Origin of the sequence: Pantoea sp. GCM10028869, from assembly GCF_042666835.1 — a bacterium.
Classification (GTDB): domain Bacteria; phylum Pseudomonadota; class Gammaproteobacteria; order Enterobacterales; family Enterobacteriaceae; genus Pantoea; species Pantoea leporis.
This window is the reverse complement of the sequence record NZ_JBHTGO010000007.1, coordinates 243,270-259,784: the sequence shown is the minus strand read 5'-3', so window position 1 is coordinate 259,784 and position 16,515 is coordinate 243,270. Positions and strand designations below refer to the sequence as shown.

16 protein-coding genes are annotated in these 16,515 nt (G+C 53.0%); all 16 read left to right on the top strand.

Annotated features, from left to right (window positions below):
* Positions 1-19: 19 nt before the first annotated feature.
* Complete coding sequence (asnC, locus tag ACFQW4_RS18750; RefSeq protein ID WP_008106733.1) at positions 20-481, top strand: transcriptional regulator AsnC; 462 nt, start codon at positions 20-22, stop codon at positions 479-481.
* 154 nt (positions 482-635) lie between these two features.
* Complete coding sequence (mioC, locus tag ACFQW4_RS18745) at positions 636-1,076, top strand: FMN-binding protein MioC (RefSeq protein WP_101763915.1); 441 nt, start codon at positions 636-638, stop codon at positions 1,074-1,076.
* A 442-nt stretch (positions 1,077-1,518) separates the two neighbouring features.
* Positions 1,519-3,408 carry a tRNA uridine-5-carboxymethylaminomethyl(34) synthesis enzyme MnmG gene (mnmG, locus tag ACFQW4_RS18740; RefSeq protein ID WP_377726592.1) on the top strand — a complete coding sequence of 630 codons (1,890 nt, stop codon included), beginning with the start codon at positions 1,519-1,521 and terminating at the stop codon, positions 3,406-3,408.
* 47 nt (positions 3,409-3,455) lie between these two features.
* A complete protein-coding gene (rsmG, locus tag ACFQW4_RS18735; protein WP_377726590.1) occupies positions 3,456-4,073 on the top strand; it encodes a 16S rRNA (guanine(527)-N(7))-methyltransferase RsmG in 618 nt (205 codons plus the stop codon).
* A gap of 713 nt (positions 4,074-4,786) precedes the next feature.
* Positions 4,787-5,167 carry a F0F1 ATP synthase subunit I gene (gene atpI, locus ACFQW4_RS18730; protein ID WP_064738312.1) on the top strand — a complete coding sequence of 127 codons (381 nt, stop codon included), beginning with the start codon at positions 4,787-4,789 and terminating at the stop codon, positions 5,165-5,167.
* Between the two features lie 8 nt (positions 5,168-5,175).
* Complete coding sequence (gene atpB / locus ACFQW4_RS18725) at positions 5,176-5,994, top strand: F0F1 ATP synthase subunit A (protein WP_007893608.1); 819 nt, start codon at positions 5,176-5,178, stop codon at positions 5,992-5,994.
* 49 nt (positions 5,995-6,043) lie between these two features.
* On the top strand, positions 6,044-6,283 hold the full coding sequence (gene atpE / locus ACFQW4_RS18720) for a F0F1 ATP synthase subunit C (RefSeq protein WP_003849523.1): 240 nt from the start codon (positions 6,044-6,046) through the stop codon (positions 6,281-6,283).
* 107 nt (positions 6,284-6,390) lie between these two features.
* Positions 6,391-6,861 carry a F0F1 ATP synthase subunit B gene (gene atpF, locus ACFQW4_RS18715; protein WP_007893603.1) on the top strand — a complete coding sequence of 157 codons (471 nt, stop codon included), beginning with the start codon at positions 6,391-6,393 and terminating at the stop codon, positions 6,859-6,861.
* 14 nt (positions 6,862-6,875) lie between these two features.
* The gene (gene atpH / locus ACFQW4_RS18710) at positions 6,876-7,409 is read left to right on the top strand and encodes a F0F1 ATP synthase subunit delta (protein WP_008106723.1); all 534 of its coding nucleotides are present in this window, start codon (positions 6,876-6,878) and stop codon (positions 7,407-7,409) included.
* 14 nt (positions 7,410-7,423) lie between these two features.
* Positions 7,424-8,965: a F0F1 ATP synthase subunit alpha gene (gene atpA / locus ACFQW4_RS18705; protein WP_008106721.1), complete on the top strand. Its 1,542-nt coding sequence runs from the start codon at positions 7,424-7,426 to the stop codon at positions 8,963-8,965.
* 52 nt (positions 8,966-9,017) lie between these two features.
* Positions 9,018-9,884, top strand: coding sequence for a F0F1 ATP synthase subunit gamma (gene atpG, locus ACFQW4_RS18700; RefSeq protein ID WP_101763910.1), 867 nt, complete (start codon positions 9,018-9,020; stop codon positions 9,882-9,884).
* Between the two features lie 63 nt (positions 9,885-9,947).
* Positions 9,948-11,345: a F0F1 ATP synthase subunit beta gene (gene atpD, locus ACFQW4_RS18695; protein ID WP_008106718.1), complete on the top strand. Its 1,398-nt coding sequence runs from the start codon at positions 9,948-9,950 to the stop codon at positions 11,343-11,345.
* Between the two features lie 24 nt (positions 11,346-11,369).
* Positions 11,370-11,789 carry a F0F1 ATP synthase subunit epsilon gene (locus ACFQW4_RS18690; RefSeq protein ID WP_008106717.1) on the top strand — a complete coding sequence of 140 codons (420 nt, stop codon included), beginning with the start codon at positions 11,370-11,372 and terminating at the stop codon, positions 11,787-11,789.
* Between the two features lie 163 nt (positions 11,790-11,952).
* Complete coding sequence (gene glmU, locus ACFQW4_RS18685) at positions 11,953-13,323, top strand: bifunctional UDP-N-acetylglucosamine diphosphorylase/glucosamine-1-phosphate N-acetyltransferase GlmU (protein ID WP_377726581.1); 1,371 nt, start codon at positions 11,953-11,955, stop codon at positions 13,321-13,323.
* A 130-nt stretch (positions 13,324-13,453) separates the two neighbouring features.
* Positions 13,454-15,283, top strand: a complete 1,830-nt coding sequence (gene glmS, locus ACFQW4_RS18680; protein ID WP_354467589.1) for a glutamine--fructose-6-phosphate transaminase (isomerizing) — start codon at positions 13,454-13,456, stop codon at positions 15,281-15,283.
* Positions 15,284-15,459: 176 nt separating this feature from the next.
* Positions 15,460-16,503 carry a phosphate ABC transporter substrate-binding protein PstS gene (gene pstS / locus ACFQW4_RS18675; RefSeq protein ID WP_049852409.1) on the top strand — a complete coding sequence of 348 codons (1,044 nt, stop codon included), beginning with the start codon at positions 15,460-15,462 and terminating at the stop codon, positions 16,501-16,503.
* The last annotated feature ends 12 nt before the right edge of the window (positions 16,504-16,515 follow it).

Here is a 16,515-nt window from a genome sequence, read left to right as displayed (position 1 = left end):
AACTCAACGAGGATGGACAATGGCGGAACACCTTCAGCTGGATAACCTGGATCGCGGCATTCTGAATGCGCTGCTACAGAATGCGCGTACCGCCTATGCCGAGCTCGCCAAGCAGTTCAACGTCAGCCCCGGCACCATTCATGTGCGGGTGGAGAAGATGCGTCAGGCGGGCATTATTTTGGGCACGCGCGTGGAGATCGATCCACGTCAGCTCGGCTTCGATGTGTGCTGCTTTATCGGCATTATCCTTAAAAGCGCGCGCGATTATCCGGCGGCTCTGAGCAAACTCGACGCGCTGGATGAAGTGGTGGAAGCCTGGTACACCACCGGTCATTACAGCATCTTTATCAAAGTGATGTGCCGATCAATCGATGCCTTGCAACAGGTGTTGATCAATAAGATCCAGACCATCGACGAAATTCAGTCCACCGAAACCCTGATCTCCCTGCAAAACCCGATCATGCGCACCATTAAGCCGTGATCCCTCTCTAATCTGTGCACAAACTTATCCCCGGCAGATCGCGCGTATAGCGCGACTTGCCGCCTGATGCTTTCTACTGTTAACCCTGTTTTCCACAGGTGGATCACGGCTTGATCACAGCGTACAATGCTCGCCTTTAGTGCGGGAGAGCATCATGGCCGATATTACGTTAATCAGTGGAAGTACCCTTGGCAGCGCCGAATATGTTGCTGAACATCTGGAAGAAAAACTGCAGGAAGCGGGCTTCTCAACCGAGGTGCTGCATGGCCCAGAGCTGGATGAGCTGCTACCGGAAGGGATTTGGCTGATCGTTACCTCCACGCACGGTGCCGGTGAACTGCCTGATAATTTGCTTCCTTTATATGAAGCACTGCAGGAAACAAAACCGGACCTCTCTGGCTTACGTTATGGCGCAGTCGGCATCGGTAATCATGAATACGATCTTTTCTGCGGCGCGATCAAGCTGCTGGAAGAGCAATTGAACCAACTGGGCGCCAAACGCATTGGCGATCGACTGGAGATCGACGTGCTGGAGCATGAGATCCCGGAAGACGCGGCCGAAGTGTGGGTCGCCACATGGAAAACGCAGATTTAAAACGATCTTTAGTGGCTAGGGATCGGGAAAATAGAATGATCCCCAGTTGATTGCGCTGTTTTTTTACCTTAAACCCGCGATCGACTGTGGATAACATGGCCTGTTTCATGCGTATAACCAGTAGTTATCCAAAGAACAACGCCTGTTTCTTTTTTAGTCTGTGCATAAGTAGCCATTTTGATCCCAGCTTATACGGATCAGGATCACCGATCATTCACAGCTAATGATCCTCGCTAATTTGCTGTTTAGCATGAACTTTTTGGGGTTATCAACAGCCGGATGCGATCCTAATAGTAGATCTAACAGAAAGATCATATAAAAGACTTAAGATCCTTTCTTTTAAACCTCGGGATCCCGCGACTTTCGCCGCCGACATTATTTCAGTAGAATCCACCGCCCAGGGCAACGATCCCTGTCCGAAACACTAACGAGGACCCACTTCATGTTTTATCCAGATCCTTTTGACGTCATCGTAATCGGTGGTGGTCATGCGGGCACAGAGGCCGCGATGGCCGCAGCCCGAATGGGTCAGCAAACCCTGTTACTCACCCATAACATTGATACGCTTGGACAAATGTCCTGTAACCCGGCGATCGGTGGCATCGGGAAAGGACATCTGGTGAAGGAAGTGGATGCCTTAGGCGGTTTGATGGCCACGGCAATTGACCAGGCAGGTATCCAGTTTAGGATACTAAACGCGAGTAAAGGCCCCGCCGTTCGCGCCACTCGTGCTCAGGCTGACCGTGTACTGTATCGCCAGGCGGTACGCACCGCATTAGAGAACCAGCCAAACCTGATGATCTTCCAGCAGGCGGTTGACGATCTGATTGTGGAAAACGATCGTGTCGTCGGTGCTGTGACGCAAATGGGCCTGAAGTTCCGCGCCAAAACCGTGGTGCTGACCGTCGGGACCTTCCTCGATGGCAAAATCCACATCGGGCTGGATAACTACAGCGGTGGCCGTGCAGGCGATCCGCCATCAATCCCATTGGCAAAACGCCTGCGTGCACTGCCGCTGCGCGTAAACCGTCTGAAAACCGGTACGCCGCCACGTATCGACGCACGCTCGATTGATTTTTCGGTGCTGACACCGCAGCACGGTGATAATCCGATGCCGGTGTTCTCGTTCATGGGCAAGGTTTCACAGCATCCACAACAAGTACCATGCTGGATCACCTACACCAACGAACAGACGCATGACGTGATCCGCAATAACCTCGATCGCAGCCCGATGTATGCCGGGATCATCGAAGGTATTGGTCCACGTTATTGCCCATCGATCGAAGACAAAGTGATGCGTTTTGCCGATCGTAATGCGCACCAGATCTTCCTGGAGCCGGAAGGCCTGACCAGCAACGAGATCTACCCGAATGGTATCTCCACCAGCCTGCCGTTTGACGTACAGATGCAGATTGTACGTTCGATGAAAGGACTGGAAAACGCGAAGATCATCCGTCCGGGTTACGCCATCGAGTATGATTTCTTCGATCCACGCGATCTCAAACCGACGCTGGAAAGCAAATTTATTCACGGCCTATTCTTTGCCGGCCAGATCAACGGCACCACTGGCTACGAAGAAGCGGCAGCGCAAGGTTTGCTGGCCGGCCTCAACGCAGCACGCGCTTCCGCCGACAAAGAGGGCTGGGCGCCACGTCGCGATCAGGCTTACCTTGGTGTGCTGGTTGATGATTTGTGCACATTGGGCACGAAAGAGCCGTACCGCATGTTTACATCACGCGCTGAATACCGCCTGATGCTGCGCGAAGACAACGCCGATCTACGTTTGACCGAAGCCGGTCGCGAACTCGGTCTGGTTGATGATGACCGCTGGGCGCGCTACAACCAGAAACTGGAGGCGATTGAGCAGGAGCGTCAACGCCTGCGCGATCTGTGGGTGCATCCAAAATCGGATAACGTGGCGGAAGTGAACGCGGTGATCAGTGCGCCGCTCACCAAAGAAGCCAGCGGTGAAGATCTGCTGCGTCGTCCAGAGATGACCTATCCGCTGCTGACGTCAATCGCCAGCTACGGTCCGGCACTGTCAGATGAGCAAGCTGCTGAGCAGGTGGAGATTCAGGTGAAATATGAAGGGTACATTGCGCGTCAGCAGGAAGAGATTGATCGCCAGCTGCGCAATGAAAACACCTTGTTGCCTGTCGAGCTCGACTATCGCCAGGTAAATGGCTTGTCGAATGAAGTGATCGCCAAACTCAACGATCACAAACCGACTTCCATCGGCCAGGCTTCTCGTATTTCGGGCATCACGCCTGCGGCCATCTCAATTCTGCTGATTTACCTGAAAAAACAGGGCTTGCTGCGTAAAAGCGCCTGATCGACTTTGGGGCGAGGCAACTCGCCCCCGTTAATGGAATTCTCGTTGTGATCAACAAACTCTCCTCGCTGCTAAAAGCGGCAAACATTTCCCTTACCGATCAACAAAAACAGCAGTTGGTTGGCTATGTTGAGTTGCTGCATAAGTGGAATAAGGCCTATAACCTGACATCAGTGCGCGACCCGCAGCAGATGCTGGTACGCCATATTCTCGACAGCGTGGTGGTTGAGCCACATTTGCAGGGCGAACGCTTTATTGATGTCGGCACCGGTCCGGGCTTGCCAGGCATTCCGCTGGCCATTGTGCGCCCGCAATCGCATTTCACCTTGCTGGATAGCCTCGGCAAACGCGTGCGATTCCTGCGTCAGGTACAACATGAGTTAGGACTTACTAACGTCACGCCGGTGCAGAGCCGCGTTGAAGAGTACCCGTCTGAGCCGCCATTCGACGGTGTTATCAGTCGTGCATTTGCTTCACTCGAGGATATGCTGACCTGGTGTCATCATCTGCCGGGTCCTGAAGGTCGCTTTTATGCCCTGAAAGGTGTGCGTCCGGATGATGAGATTGCTGCATTACCCGCTGGCTTTAGGGTGGAAAAAATTCAACCGCTGCAGGTACCCGAGCTGGATGGTGAACGTCATCTGGTGGTGATTACACACCAATAGCCATTAAAACGGTATGGATTTAAGCCGGTTCATGCCGTTTGTCTTAGTTATTGCCCTGAACGAAAAAGCAGCGATTGAACACTTTTAGGTAAAAGCTTTTATTTCGCAGGGCAGGGCGCGCGAGTTAACATCCCCGGCGGAAATTATCCGAAAAGCTCTGTTACATTTAACGAATAATTCACATTCTATTATCACTTAGATCACTTTATCGCGTGTATTTACCCAACCAAATAATCACTGGTGAAAATATAACTTTGCAATAAATTGGCGTACGTAATCTCAGTTTTGCGTTTTTATTGCAGCGCATGATGTCAATAGAGTGTTTTTCTCGAAAATCGTAGCGCAACTGTTAAATAATAAAATTAAAACTCTGATTTATAAGTGCTTAATGAAATTTAGAAATCTTATAAATCTTGTCTGAAACAAATTCAGTCAGGCATTCCTTGTTTATTATGTGATCTAAAGCACGCTTTAAAAGCAAGTCGGTCGGGCATTTTCAGACTTAAAGTCAGACATTGCCTGAAGACGATGTTTTGAAAAATAGCCCTTCAGAAAGAAATTTAAATAATTGTTCACCTTTTCGCTACTTACCGATTGAAATCGCAGGTGGCGCCCGTATAATTTGCACGGCTTTTGCTGCTTGACTCAAATGAGTAAAGGCAGTCTTATACGACACGCGACATACCCCGTTCGGGGCAGGAGAGTTCAGCGTCATGTCAGTGTCTCTTTACAGTGTGAAATTAGCCCGGGCCGTGCTGATCATTCAGCTGGTGACCTTTGTCATCATCGGTGCGCTCTTTACCCTGAAAGAGGTTACCTGGGGCGCCTCCGCCATCGCGGGTGGCGTGGCAGCCTGGCTGCCGAACGTGTTGTTTATGTTTTTGGCCTGGCGCCTGCAGGATCAAACGCCTGCGAAAGGACGTGTTGCCTGGAGCTTCGCCCTTGGTGAAGTGTTGAAGGTGTTCACAACCGTCATTTTCCTCGCGGTGGCGTTGGGTGTGTTTGGAGCGGTCTTCTGGCCACTCGCAATCACGTGGTTATCGGTGCTGGTGGTGCAGATCGTCGCTCCGGCTGTAATTAACAACAAAGGGTAAGAGGCATCATGGCTGCTGGAGAAATCTCTACTCCGCAAGAATACATAGGTCACCACCTGAATAACCTTCAGTTGGACCTGCGTACTTTCGAGTTGGTGAATCCGCACGACGCTCCCGCGACGTTCTGGGTATTAAATATCGATTCCATGTTTTTCTCTGTGGTGCTGGGACTGATTTTCCTGGTGTTGTTCCGCAAAGTGGCGAAAAGCGCTACCAGCGGTGTTCCAGGGAAATTACAAGCGGCTATCGAACTGGTTGTCGGCTTCGTTGATAACAACGTGCGCGACATGTACCACGGTAAAAGCAAACTTATCGCCCCGCTGGCTCTGACGATTTTCGTCTGGGTCTTCCTGATGAACTTCATGGATCTGCTGCCTATCGATTTGCTGCCGTTTATCGGCGAGCACTATTTAGGCCTGCCGGCGCTGCGCGTCGTGCCGTCTGCAGACGTGAACATCACGCTGTCTATGGCGCTGGGCGTATTTATTTTGATTCTGTTCTACAGCATCAAAATGAAAGGCATTGGCGGCTTCACCAAAGAGTTGACGCTGCAGCCTTTTAATCACCCGATCTTCATCCCCATTAACCTGATTCTTGAAGGTGTTAGCCTGCTGTCCAAGCCTGTTTCACTGGGTCTGCGACTGTTCGGCAACATGTATGCGGGTGAGTTGATCTTTATCCTGATTGCCGGCTTGCTGCCGTGGTGGTCGCAGTGGTTGTTGAATGTGCCTTGGGCCATTTTCCACATCCTGATCATTTCGCTGCAGGCTTTCATTTTCATGGTCCTCACGATCGTCTATCTGTCGATGGCATCTGAAGAACATTGATTTTTATCTCAACACTTAAGCTTTTAACTGAAACAAACTGGAGACTGTCATGGAAAACCTGAATATGGATCTGCTGTACATGGCTGCCGCTGTGATGATGGGCCTGGCGGCAATCGGTGCTGCGATCGGTATCGGCATCCTCGGAGGTAAATTCCTGGAAGGCGCCGCGCGTCAACCGGATCTGATCCCTCTGCTGCGTACGCAGTTCTTTGTTGTAATGGGTCTGGTGGATGCAATCCCGATGATCGCTGTAGGTCTGGGTCTCTACGTGATGTTTGCTGTCGCTTAAACCTGGTAGCCTTGTTCACTCATGGCACCTGGTGTGATGAGGGACGGATTCTGCCGTTTATCTCTGATAGCGGCAGAGCAAGTTAACTTAATAAGAGGCATTGTGCTGTGAACATTAATGCAACAATCCTCGGCCAGGCCATCGCGTTCATTCTGTTTGTCGCGTTCTGCATGAAGTACGTATGGCCGCCGATTATGGCTGCCATCGAAAAGCGCCAGAAAGAAATTGCTGAAGGCCTTGCTTCTGCTGAGCGCGCGAAGAAAGATTTAGATCTCGCGCAGGCCAATGCGACCGACCAGCTGAAAAAAGCGAAAGAAGACGCTCAGGTCATTATCGAGCAGGCGAACAAACGCCGTGCCCAGATTCTGGACGAAGCGAAAACCGAAGCTGAGACTGAACGTAACCGCATCGTGGCGCAGGCGCAGGCAGAAATTGATGCCGAGCGTTCGCGTGCCCGTGAAGAGCTGCGTAAGCAAGTCGCGTTGCTGGCATTAGCTGGCGCCGAGAAAATCATCGAACGTTCCGTGGATGAAGCTGCTAACAGCGACATCGTTGATAAACTGGTCGCTGAACTGTAAGGAGGGAGGGGCTGATGTCTGATCTGATTACTGTAGCTCGCCCCTACGCCAAAGCAGCTTTTGACTTTGCTGTTGAGCATCAAAGCATCGATCGCTGGCAATCCATGCTGGCGTTTGCCGCAGAAGTGGCTCGCAACGAACAGATCGCAGATCTTCTTTCCGGTGCGCTCGCACCGGAAGCTTTGTCTGCTTCTTTCATTGCAGTTTGTGGCGATCAACTTGATGAAAACGCCCAGAACCTGATTAAGGTAATGGCCGAAAACGGACGTTTGACAGCGCTTCCAGCCGTACTGGCTCAGTACATTCAACTGCGTGACGCTTATGAAGCGACAGCCGAAGTTGATGTGATTTCTGCCAGCACGCTGAGTGACAGTCAGCTGACTAAAATCAGCGCCGCGATGGAAAAACGTCTGTCACGTAAAGTTAAGCTGAATTGCAAAATTGATAAGTCTGTAATGGCAGGTGTGGTTATCCGTGCGGGTGACCTGGTCATTGATGGCAGCGTACGCGGCCGTCTTGATCGTCTGGCAGACGTCTTGCAGTCTTAAGGGGACTGGAGCATATGCAACTGAATTCCACCGAAATCAGCGAACTGATCAAGCAGCGCATTGCTCAGTTCAATGTCGTGAGTGAAGCTCACAACGAAGGTACTATTGTTTCTGTAAGTGACGGTATCATCCGCGTACACGGCCTGGCCGATGTCATGCAGGGTGAGATGATTGCCCTGCCGGGCAACCGTTACGCTATCGCACTGAACCTCGAGCGTGACTCGGTTGGTGCAGTAGTGATGGGCCCGTATGCTGACCTCGCGGAAGGCATGAAAGTAAAATGTACGGGTCGTATTTTAGAAGTTCCAGTTGGCCGTGGCCTGCTGGGCCGTGTGGTGAACACCCTGGGTGCACCGATCGACGGTAAAGGCGCAATTGAAAACGACGGCTTCTCGCCTGTTGAAGTGATTGCACCGGGCGTTATCGACCGTCAGTCAGTAGACCAGCCTGTTCAGACCGGTTACAAATCTGTCGATGCGATGATTCCAATCGGCCGTGGCCAGCGTGAGCTGATCATCGGTGACCGTCAGACCGGTAAAACTGCAATGGCAATCGACGCCATCATCAACCAGCGCGATTCAGGCATCAAGTGTGTCTACGTTGCGATTGGTCAGAAAGCGTCAACCATTTCTAACGTAGTTCGCAAACTAGAAGAGCACGGCGCGCTGGCTAACACCATAGTGGTTGTCGCTTCTGCTTCTGAATCTGCAGCACTGCAGTACCTGTCACCGTACGCCGGTTGTGCAATGGGTGAGTACTTCCGTGACCGCGGTGAAGATGCACTGATCGTGTACGATGACCTGTCTAAGCAGGCTGTTGCTTACCGTCAGATTTCTCTGCTGCTGCGCCGTCCACCAGGTCGTGAAGCATTCCCTGGTGACGTGTTCTATCTCCACTCTCGTCTGCTGGAGCGTGCATCACGCGTTAGCGCTGACTACGTTGAGCGCTTCACCAACGGTGAAGTGAAAGGCCAGACCGGTTCTCTGACCGCACTGCCAATCATCGAAACTCAGGCGGGTGACGTTTCTGCGTTCGTTCCGACCAACGTAATCTCGATTACTGATGGTCAGATCTTCCTGGAATCTAACCTGTTCAACTCCGGTATTCGTCCAGCCGTTAACCCGGGTATTTCGGTATCCCGTGTTGGTGGTGCTGCACAGACTAAGATCATCAAGAAACTGTCCGGTGGTATTCGTACCGCGCTGGCACAGTATCGTGAACTGGCTGCGTTCTCTCAGTTCGCTTCCGATCTGGACGATGCAACGCGTAAACAGCTGAGCCACGGTCAGAAAGTGACCGAGCTGCTGAAACAGAAACAGTATGCGCCGATGTCAGTCGCGCAACAGGGTCTGGTGCTGTTTGCTGCTGAGCGCGGCTATCTGAACGATGTTGAACTGGCGAAAGTCGGCAGCTTCGAAGCCGCTCTGCTGGCGTTCGCGGATCGCGATCACGCTGAGCTGATGGCTGAAATCAACCAAGCGGGTAACTTCAATAACGAAATCGAAGAGAAGCTGAAAGGCCTCCTCGAAACGTTTAAAGCAACCCAGTCCTGGTAATGTCTGGCGGCTTGTCTGAAAAGGCAGGCCGCAAGGCTTTGAGGAGAAGCTAATGGCCGGCGCAAAAGAAATACGTAGTAAGATCGGAAGCGTAAAAAATACGCAGAAGATCACCAAAGCGATGGAAATGGTCGCCGCCTCCAAAATGCGTAAAACGCAGGAACGCATGGCGGCCAGCCGTCCGTATGCAGATACCATGCGCAAAGTGATTGGTCACCTTGCCTTGGGTAATCTGGAATACAAGCACCCTTACCTGGATGAGCGTGACGTTAAGCGCGTCGGCTACCTGGTCGTTTCGACTGACCGCGGGCTTTGTGGTGGTTTGAACATTAACCTGTTCAAAAAATTGCTGGCAGATATGAAAAGCTGGGCGGATAAAGGCGTACAGAGCGATCTGGCTGTTATCGGTTCGAAAGGCAATTCATTCTTCGGCTCTGTAGGTGGCAACATCGTGGCACAAGTCACCGGTATGGGCGATAAGCCTGCACTGTCTGATTTGATCGGCCCGGTAAAAGTGATGTTGCAGGCCTACGATGAAGGTCGCATCGACAAGCTGTATATCGTTGCCAACAAGTTTAATAACACCATGTCTCAGACTCCGACCATTACCCAACTGCTGCCGTTACCGCCAGCGGAAGGTGAAGAAGAGATGAAGGCGAAGACCTGGGATTACCTGTACGAACCCGATCCGAAAGCGCTGCTGGATACCCTGCTGCGTCGTTACGTCGAATCGCAGGTTTATCAGGGTGTGGTGGAAAACCTGGCCAGTGAGCAGGCCGCACGTATGGTTGCGATGAAAGCTGCAACCGACAACGGCGGAAACCTGATCAAAGAGCTGCAGTTGGTTTACAACAAAGCTCGTCAGGCCAGCATCACCCAGGAACTTACCGAGATCGTCTCGGGAGCCTCCGCGGTTTAACCAGGCATATATCCTGTCGCGCGAGCGCGGCTGGGTATTTTCGTATTAGGTAGAGGATTCAAGATGGCAGCTGGAAAGATTGTCCAGATTATCGGCGCCGTAGTTGACGTCGAATTCCCTCAGGACGCGGTACCGCAGGTATACAGCGCTCTCGAGGTGAAAAATGGTGATGCTCGTCTGGTGCTGGAAGTTCAGCAGCAGCTGGGTGGTGGCGTGGTTCGTACCATCGCCATGGGTACTTCTGACGGCCTGAAGCGCGGTCTGGAAGTTACCGACCTGAAAAAACCTATCCAGGTTCCGGTTGGTAAAGCAACCCTCGGCCGTATCATGAACGTATTGGGTGAGCCAATCGACATGAAAGGCGACCTGCAGAATGACGACGGCACTGTAGTAGAGGTTTCCTCTATTCACCGTGCAGCACCTTCGTATGAAGATCAGTCTAACTCGCAGGAACTGCTGGAAACCGGCATCAAGGTTATCGACCTGATGTGTCCGTTCGCTAAGGGCGGTAAAGTTGGTCTGTTCGGTGGTGCGGGTGTAGGTAAAACCGTAAACATGATGGAGCTGATCCGTAACATCGCGGCTGAGCACTCAGGTTATTCGGTATTTGCTGGTGTGGGTGAGCGTACTCGTGAGGGTAACGACTTCTACCACGAAATGACTGACTCCAACGTTATCGATAAAGTAGCGCTGGTGTATGGCCAGATGAACGAGCCGCCGGGTAACCGACTGCGCGTAGCACTGACCGGTTTGACCATGGCGGAAAAATTCCGTGATGAAGGCCGTGACGTTCTGCTGTTCATCGACAACATCTATCGTTACACCCTGGCCGGTACTGAAGTATCAGCACTGCTGGGTCGTATGCCATCTGCGGTAGGCTATCAGCCAACGCTGGCAGAAGAGATGGGTGTGTTGCAGGAGCGTATTACCTCCACGAAGACCGGTTCAATCACCTCTGTACAGGCCGTTTACGTTCCTGCGGATGACTTGACTGACCCGTCACCAGCAACCACCTTTGCTCACTTAGACTCAACCGTTACGCTGAGCCGTCAGATCGCCTCTCTGGGTATCTACCCAGCCGTTGACCCGCTGGATTCTACCAGCCGTCAGCTGGATCCACTGATCGTGGGTCAGGAGCACTATGACGTTGCGCGTGGCGTGCAGTCTCTGCTGCAGCGTTACCAGGAACTGAAAGACATCATCGCCATCCTGGGTATGGACGAGCTGTCTGAAGAAGACAAGCTGCTGGTGGCACGTGCGCGTAAGATTCAGCGCTTCCTGTCTCAGCCGTTCTTCGTTGCTGAAGTCTTCACCGGTTCTCCAGGTAAGTACGTCACCCTGAAAGACACCATCCGTGGCTTCAAAGGCATCATGGAAGGCGAATTCGACCACCTGCCAGAGCAGGCGTTCTACATGGTCGGCGCTATCGAAGAAGCCGTAGAAAAAGCGAAGAAACTGTAATTTAGGTTTCCCAGGAGGAATGGTATGGCTATGACTTATCATCTGGACGTGGTCAGCGCGGAGCAACAAATGTTCTCCGGTCTGGTCGAGCGTATCCAGGTGTCAGGTAGCGAAGGTGAGCTGGGGATTCGTCCTGGCCACGCCCCGCTGCTGACAGCCATCAAGCCTGGTATGATTCACATCGTGAAACAGCACGGCGAAGAGGAGTTTATTTACCTCTCTGGCGGCGTGCTGGAAGTTCAGCCTGGCAGCACCACCGTTCTGGCCGACACCGCGATTCGCGGTGAAGACCTCGACGAAGCGCGCGCGCTGGAAGCGAAACGTAAAGCGGAAGAGCACATGAACAGCAGCCACGGCGACGTGGATTATGCTCAGGCTTCTGCGGAACTGGCGAAAGCCATCGCGAAACTGCGTGTCATCGAGCTGACCAAAAAAGCGATGTAATCAGGCTTTATGCGTCACGAAATGCCAGCCCTTTGGGTTGGCATTTTTTTTGCCCCAAATTTGCCGCCTGGCGCTGAGCCCGGCTAATTTCGACCCGAGAAAAATGTAGTAATCTCGGGGTTAAACCTTACACTTTCGAAAGTTGAAGAGAATCAGGATAGTTATGTCTACGAACGCGATGAGTGTGGTGATCTTAGCCGCTGGCAAAGGCACCCGAATGTATTCCGACCTGCCCAAAGTTCTGCATACTCTTGCAGGTAAACCAATGGTTCAGCACGTTATTGATGCCGCAACCGGTTTGGGCGCCCAGCAGATCCATCTGGTTTACGGCCACGGCGGAGATTTACTGCAGTCAACGTTAGCGCATAACGCACTCAACTGGGTGCTGCAGGCTGAGCAACTGGGTACTGGTCATGCGATGCAGCAGGCGGCACCCTTCTTTGCCGATGACGAAGATATTCTGATGCTGTACGGCGACGTGCCGCTGATCTCGCAGGCCAGCTTGCAACGTCTGCGCGACGCGAAACCCGCGGGTGGCATTGGCTTACTCACCGTAGTTCTGGATAACCCAACCGGCTACGGTCGTATCGTGCGTGAAAACGGCACGGTGATCGGCATCATTGAGCAGAAAGATGCCTCGCCAGAACAGCTTAAAATTCAGGAAATTAACACCGGCATTCTGATTGCCAACGGTGGCGACCTCAAGCGCTGGCTGGCACAACTTAACAACAACAATGCGCAGGGCGAATTCTATATCACCGACATCATCGCCATGGCGCACCACGAAGGCCGCGTGATCAATGCGGTGCATCCGGCGCGCATCAGCGAAACCGATGGCGTCAACAATCGCCTGCAGCTGGCAACGCTTGAGCGTGTCTACCAAAGCGAGCAGGCAGAAAAGCTGCTGCTGGCGGGTGTGATGCTGCGCGATCCGGCGCGTTTCGATCTGTGCGGTGCGTTGCAACACGGCCGCGATGTGGAGATCGACACTAACGTGATCATCGAAGGCAAGGTCACGCTCGGCAACCGCGTAAAAATCGGTGCCGGCTGCATCATTAAAAACAGCGTGATTGCTGACGACTGTGAAATCAGCCCTTATTCGGTGATCGAAGATGCCACGTTAGCCGCTGCTTGTACGGTTGGGCCTTTTGCGCGTCTGCGTCCCGGCAGCGAGTTGGCGGAAGCGGCGCACGTGGGCAACTTTGTAGAGATGAAGAAAGCCACGCTCGGCAAAGGCTCCAAAGCCGGTCATCTCTCTTATCTCGGCGATGCGGAAATTGGCGCGGGCGTGAATATCGGTGCGGGTACCATTACCTGTAACTACGATGGCGCCAACAAATCCAAAACCATCATTGGCGACAACGTGTTTATCGGTTCGGATACCCAGCTGGTGGCGCCAGTCAGCGTGGCGAGCGGTGCGACCATCGCCGCGGGCACCACGATAATGAAAGATGTGTTAGCTGCGGATCTGGTCTACAACCGTAAAGAACAGAATCAAAAATCGGGCTGGCAGCGTCCTGTTAAGAAAAAATAAATTTAAAAGGCCGACAACGATCGGCCTGTTAGCAGTGCCATAAAAAAATATCCCCACTCTCTACAAGGCTCGGGGAAATCAGGTCGTATGACAACGCAATGGCCGAAAGCCATGAAGTCAGGAAATTACTATGTGTGGAATTGTTGGTGCAGTAGCGCAGCGTGACATCGCAGAAATTCTGCTGGAAGGTTTGCGTCGTCTTGAGTATCGCGGTTATGACTCCGCGGGATTAGCCGTCGTCGATCGTCAGGGCCATATGACGCGCCTGCGTCGTCTGGGTAAAGTGCAGAACCTGGCGGAAGCCGCAGAGCAGCAGCCGCTGATTGGCGGCACCGGTATCGCACACACGCGCTGGGCGACACACGGTGAACCGTCGGAGGCCAATGCGCATCCGCACGTTTCCGAGCACATCATCATCGTGCACAACGGCATCATTGAAAACCATGAGCCGCTGCGCGCGCAGTTGCTTGAGCGCGGCTATCACTTTGCCTCAGAAACCGACACCGAAGTGGTGGCGCATCTGGTGCATTGGGAGCAGAAGCAGGGCGGCACGCTGCGTGAAGTAGTGCTGCGCGTCATTCCGCAGCTGCGCGGTGCGTATGGCATGGTGATCATGGACAGCCGCGATCCTTCGCTGCTGGTGGCGGCGCGCTCCGGCAGTCCGCTGGTGATTGGCCGTGGCGTGGGCGAAAACTTTATCGCTTCCGATCAGCTGGCACTGCTGCCGGTGACGCGTCGCTTCATCTATCTGGAAGAGGGCGACATTGCCGAGATCACCCGCCGCGAAGTCACCATTATCGATCGTGACGGTAAAACGGCTAAGCGCGCTGAAATCGAATCGACCGCGCAGTACGATGCCGGCGACAAAGGCATCTATCGTCACTACATGCAGAAAGAGATTTACGAGCAGCCGAACGCGATCAAAAACACCATCACCGGTCGTTTTAATCACGGCGAAGTCGATCTCAGCGAGCTGGGCTCGGATGCTGAGACGCTGTTGAGCCAGGTCGAACATATTCAGATCATCGCCTGCGGTACGTCATACAACTCCGGCATGGTTTCGCGTTACTGGTTTGAGTCGCTGGCTAACCTGCCTTGTGATGTGGAAATTGCTTCAGAATTCCGTTATCGCAAATCTGCAGTGCGTAAAAATAGCCTGCTGATCACGCTGTCACAATCGGGTGAAACCGCCGATACGCTGGCGGCGCTGCGCCTGTCGAAAGAGCTGGGTTATCTCGGTTCGCTGGCCATCTGTAATGTGGCCGGTTCATCGCTGGTGCGTGAATCCGATTTAGCGCTGATGACCAAAGCCGGCACTGAAATTGGCGTGGCATCCACCAAAGCCTTCACCACGCAGCTGGCAGTATTGCTGATGCTGGTGGCGAAACTCGGTCGTCTGCACGGCATGAAAGCCGAAACCGAGCACGAGATTGTGCACGCGCTGCAGGCCTTGCCGAGCCGCATCGAACAGATGCTGGCGCAGGACAAAGTAATCGAAAACCTGGCGGAAGGTTTCTCTGATAAGCATCACGCGCTGTTCCTTGGCCGTGGCGATCAGTATCCGATCGCGATGGAAGGCGCGCTGAAGCTGAAAGAGATCTCCTATATCCACGCCGAAGCCTATGCGGCGGGCGAGCTGAAGCACGGCCCGCTGGCGCTGATTGATGCGGATATGCCAGTGATCGTGGTCGCGCCCAACAACGAACTGCTGGAGAAGCTGAAATCCAATATTGAAGAGGTACGCGCGCGCGGCGGTTTGCTGTATGTGTTTGCCGATCAGGATGCCGGTTTCAGCGACAGCGATGGCATGAAAATCATCTCCCTGCCGCACGTAGAAGAGGTGATTGCACCGATCTTCTACACCGTGCCGTTACAGCTGCTCTCATACCATGTGGCGCTGATTAAAGGTACCGATGTTGACCAGCCGCGTAACCTGGCGAAATCGGTTACCGTTGAATAATCAGTAACAAGAGTGGGCCCGCAATGGGCCCGCTTCATTTCTGTACGCTGTCATATAACTGTCACATTTCGTACATTTCACTGTCATCAAACTGTCCTATTTTCCCTCCAGCAGCAATCACTGACTCCTACTAAAAAGGCATTGAGCCTGATTTTTTTGAATCCCCTGGAGGGAACATGACACTGATGCGTAGCACCGTAGCCCGAATCCTCGCCGCCACCTTCGCAGTAAGCGCGGTTTCTGCTTTTGCAGCCACCGATCTGACGGGCGCAGGCGGGACATTCCCGGCGCCGGTTTATGCCAAGTGGGCAGCCGAGTACCAGCAAGCCACCGGTAGCAAAATCAACTATCAGGGTATTGGTTCTTCCGGCGGCGTGAAGCAAATCATCGCGAAAACCGTCGATTTCGGTGCGTCTGATGCGCCAATGAAAGAAGAAGATCTGCAGAAAAACGGCCTGTTCCAGTTCCCTACCGTCATTGGTGGTGTGGTGCTGGCGGTTAACATCCCAGGTGTGAAATCCGGTGAACTGACTCTTGACGGTAAAACCGTGGGCGACATCTACCTCGGCACCATCAAAAAGTGGAATGACCCGGCGATCACTAAACTGAACCCAGGCGTGAAACTGCCAGATTCCAACATCAACGTGGTTCGCCGCGCTGACGGTTCCGGTACTTCCTTCGTCTTCACCAGCTACCTGGCAAAAGTGAACGAAGAGTGGAACAGCAAAATTGGTAAAGGTAACACCGTTAACTGGCCAACCGGTCTGGGCGGTAAAGGTAACGACGGCGTGGCCGCTTTTGTACAGCGTCTGCCGGGTTCAATTGGCTATGTGGAATACGCTTACGCCAAGCAGAACAACCTGACCTACACCAAACTGGTTGATGCCGACGGTAAAGCGGTTGCACCAAGCGAAGAGAGCTTTGCTAACGCCGCGAAAGGCGCAGACTGGAGCAAAACCTTTGCTCAGGATCTGACCTTCCAGAAAGGCAACGATGCATGGCCGATCACCTCAACCACCTTCATCCTGATTTACAAAGATCAGGCGAATGCGGAGAAAGGTAGCGAAGTGCTGAAGTTCTTCGACTGGGCATACAAAGGTGGCAGCAAAACCGCAACCGACCTGGATTACGCCGCGCTGCCAGAAAGCGTAGCTAACCAGATTCGTGCAGCGTGGAAAGCGAACATCAAAGATAGCTCCGGTAAAGCGCTGTACCAGTAACAGATTGACCCG

Bases quoted from the DNA above. Each gene is read 5' to 3' on its own strand.
- ACFQW4_RS18690 (WP_008106717.1), top strand. From the start codon at position 11,370: ATGGCTATGACTTATCATCTGGACGTGGTCAGCGCGGAGCAACAAATG.
- atpB (WP_007893608.1), top strand. From the start codon at position 5,176: ATGGCTGCTGGAGAAATCTCTACTCCGCAAGAATACATAGGTCACCAC.
- atpA (WP_008106721.1), top strand. From the start codon at position 7,424: ATGCAACTGAATTCCACCGAAATCAGCGAACTGATCAAGCAGCGCATT.
- mnmG (WP_377726592.1), top strand. From the start codon at position 1,519: ATGTTTTATCCAGATCCTTTTGACGTCATCGTAATCGGTGGTGGTCAT.
- atpE (WP_003849523.1), top strand. From the start codon at position 6,044: ATGGAAAACCTGAATATGGATCTGCTGTACATGGCTGCCGCTGTGATG.
- atpI (WP_064738312.1), top strand. From the start codon at position 4,787: ATGTCAGTGTCTCTTTACAGTGTGAAATTAGCCCGGGCCGTGCTGATC.
- mioC (WP_101763915.1), top strand. From the start codon at position 636: ATGGCCGATATTACGTTAATCAGTGGAAGTACCCTTGGCAGCGCCGAA.
- atpG (WP_101763910.1), top strand. From the start codon at position 9,018: ATGGCCGGCGCAAAAGAAATACGTAGTAAGATCGGAAGCGTAAAAAAT.
- atpH (WP_008106723.1), top strand. From the start codon at position 6,876: ATGTCTGATCTGATTACTGTAGCTCGCCCCTACGCCAAAGCAGCTTTT.
- atpD (WP_008106718.1), top strand. From the start codon at position 9,948: ATGGCAGCTGGAAAGATTGTCCAGATTATCGGCGCCGTAGTTGACGTC.
- pstS (WP_049852409.1), top strand. From the start codon at position 15,460: ATGACACTGATGCGTAGCACCGTAGCCCGAATCCTCGCCGCCACCTTC.
- asnC (WP_008106733.1), top strand. From the start codon at position 20: ATGGCGGAACACCTTCAGCTGGATAACCTGGATCGCGGCATTCTGAAT.
- glmS (WP_354467589.1), top strand. From the start codon at position 13,454: ATGTGTGGAATTGTTGGTGCAGTAGCGCAGCGTGACATCGCAGAAATT.
- glmU (WP_377726581.1), top strand. From the start codon at position 11,953: ATGTCTACGAACGCGATGAGTGTGGTGATCTTAGCCGCTGGCAAAGGC.